Source organism: Streptomyces sp. NRRL B-3229, assembly GCF_000719505.1.
Taxonomy (GTDB): domain Bacteria; phylum Actinomycetota; class Actinomycetes; order Streptomycetales; family Streptomycetaceae; genus Streptomyces; species Streptomyces griseorubiginosus.
On record NZ_JOGP01000159.1, the window covers coordinates 1 to 241 of the forward strand.

Here is a 241-nt window from a genome sequence, read left to right on the forward strand (position 1 = left end):
CTGCACCAGCGACAGCGGATACGCATCCACCACACCCGCCGGAAGAGCAGCCCGGTCCTCCTCGCCGATCAGCGCGAACGGCTCGACCGCCGCGATCAGGGACTCGCCGGACCCCTGACCGGCCACCAGCCCCGCCAGCACGGCGACCGTCTTCAGCCGGAAGACATCCGGTATCGACACGTCATAGCCGGCCGCCCGCAGCGCACCCACCAGCCGCACCGCACGGATCGAGTCACCGCCC

1 protein-coding gene is annotated in these 241 nt (G+C 71.4%); it reads right to left on the reverse strand.

The features are described from left to right. Positions 1–241: acyl carrier protein (locus IF54_RS40315; RefSeq protein WP_037821292.1), on the reverse strand; the 241-nt coding region annotated here is incomplete at both ends.